The sequence below is a fragment of the Microbacterium sp. MPR-TSA4 genome, from assembly GCF_058792815.1.
The window spans coordinates 1-2,319 of record NZ_JBXAFF010000090.1; the positions used below are offsets into that span (position 1 = coordinate 1).

Genomic DNA, 2,319 nt, shown 5'->3' on the forward strand with positions numbered 1-2,319 from the left:
GAGCCCCCTGAGCCCCCCTGATCCCTCTGGGCCCTAGGCGCCGCGCAGTTTGCTCGTGAGCCGCTGGAGCTGCTCGAGCTCGGCGTCGCTGAGCACCGACATCCGCTCGGCGATGGAGCGGCCGTGGACCGTCGCGACGCGACGGAACGCGGCGACGCCCTTGTCGGTCGCCCGGACGATGGCGCCCCGCCCGTCGTGCGGATCGGTGCACTTGCTGATGAGATCGCGCGCGACCATCCGGTCGACGAGGCGCGAGACACTCGGCTGGCTGATCAGCATGTTCGCGGTGACGTCGCGCAGCCGGGCGGCGTTGTCGTCGCCGCGCACCACGGTGAGCAGCACGTCGTACTCGGCCTGCGTCAGATCGTCCTCGCCGAAGTCATCGCTGATCTCGCGGAGCACTTCGTGCTGCGCGCGGAAGAGGCTCTCCCACGCGGCGACGGCGAGGCGGCGGTCGGTCATGGCGTCCACTGTAGTGCGCGGGCCGGGCACCGCCGCCTAGGGTGGAGCGCATGGGGCATCGGCGACGCGGACGGGCGCTGCTCGTCGGGATCGGATCGGCTCTCGCGGCGCTGCTGCTCGTGGGTCCGGCGGCGCCGGCGTCGGCGACCTCCGCGGCGGGTCCGCTCGCGGCATCCGCGCCCGCCCTGCGCCCGGCGAGCGCCGACGATTTCTCGTTCTCGTCGATGACCGCGGACTACACGCTGACCCGCGCCGACGACGGGACGAGCCGCCTCGAGGTGGTCGAGACACTGGTCGCGCAGTTCCCGGATGCCGATCAGAACCACGGCATCCGTCGGTCGCTGCCGACCACCTACAACGGGCAGCCGCTGCACCCGGAACTCGTGTCCGTGACCGACGAGAACGGCGCGCCGCGCCCGAGCGAGATCGACAGCGAGGACGGCGCCTTCTCGATCGTGTCGCGCGCGGACGGGTTCCTGCGCGGGACGCAGACGTTCGTGCTGACCTACACGCTCGAGAACGTCACGTGGGTCTTCCCGGACTCCGGTCTGGAGTTCTACTGGGACGTCAACGGCGTCGACTGGCCGCAGGTGTTCGGCACCGTGACGGCGCGGCTGCACCTGGGGTCCGAGCTTGCTCCCGCCCTCACGGGCCGGATGGCCTGCTATCAGGGGGTGCAGAACTCCTCGACGCCGTGTACGTCGATCGCCGCGTCGCCGGATGCCGGCGGTGGCACGATCGTGACGGCGGTCGCGGACGACGTGCAGCCGAACGAGACGCTGACGGTGGCGGTCGGTTTCACGGACGGCACCTTCTCGACCTACGACACCGGCTACCTGGCCTCGCCGTTCGGGTGGGGGCAGGCGGTGGCCGGGCTCCTCGCCGTCGCCGGCGGCGTGCTGGGCGTGCGGGCGCGACGCCGGCAGCTCGCGGACGAGCCGGGGCGGCCGACGATCATCGCCGAGTACGACCCGCCCAAGATCGTCGATGCGCTCGAGAGCGCGGTGCTGCTCGGCGAGACGTCGAAGGCGATCCCCGCCGAGGTGCTGGAGCAGGCCGTGCGCGGCTCGATCCGGATCCTCGACACGGACGGCGGCTGGTTCGGCAAGGACAAGCTGGTGGCGGAGCTCGTCGACCCGTCGAAGGCGGACGGCGACGGCAGGATGCTCCTCGACGGACTGTTCCCGGACGGCGTGCCGGGGGAGCAATACCGGTTCGGCAAGCAGGACACCCGCCTGTCGAAGGTGGCCCAGAAGATCCTCGCCGCGGCGGAGGCTGAGCTCGGTGCCCGAGGGCTGCGCCGACAGGTGCCCGCGCGGGCGCGCTGGCTTCCGATCCTGCTGGCGGTCGTCGGTGCGGGGGCCGCGATGGGCCTCGGTTTCGTGGCGCTGGGCTCGTACGTGCAGCCCGCCGTGCCGTGGACGGTGCTGGGTGTCAGCGTCGCGATCGCAGTCGTCGTGATCGCGATGTGCTCCCGTAAGCCGCTGACCGCGCTGGGCGCCGAGACGCGCGATCACCTCAAGGGGCTCGAGGAGTTCATCCGCTGGGCCGAGGCCGATCGCATCCGCATGCTGCAGTCGCCTTCCGGCGCGGAGCGGGCGCCGGTGGACGTGGACGACCCGCGACAGAAGCTGGTGCTGTACGAGAAGCTCCTGCCCTACGCCGTCGTGTTCGGTCAGGAGAAGGAGTGGTCGGCGCAGCTCGCGGTGCTCTACACGGCTGTCGGCGCGACGGGTCCGTACTGGTACTACGGCTCGGGGGCTTTCGATGCGTCGGCGTTCTCGTCGGGCATCGGCTCGCTCTCCAGTGCGGCGATGTCGTCGTCATCGACGTCGGGAGGATCGGGCGGCGGAGGCT

Annotated in this window: 2 protein-coding genes; one reads left to right on the top strand and one right to left on the bottom strand. The window is 71.5% G+C overall.

The window, feature by feature from the left end; genetic code table 11:
- Positions 1 to 33: 33 nt before the first annotated feature.
- Complete coding sequence (locus tag AC1Q49_RS16160) at positions 34 to 462, bottom strand: MarR family winged helix-turn-helix transcriptional regulator (protein WP_101305559.1); 429 nt, start codon at positions 460 to 462, stop codon at positions 34 to 36.
- A gap of 50 nt (positions 463 to 512) precedes the next feature.
- On the opposite strand from AC1Q49_RS16160, the gene AC1Q49_RS16165 reads away from it, so the two are divergent.
- On the top strand, positions 513 to 2,319 hold a 1,807-nt coding region (locus AC1Q49_RS16165), incomplete at its 3' end, for a DUF2207 domain-containing protein (protein WP_492493418.1).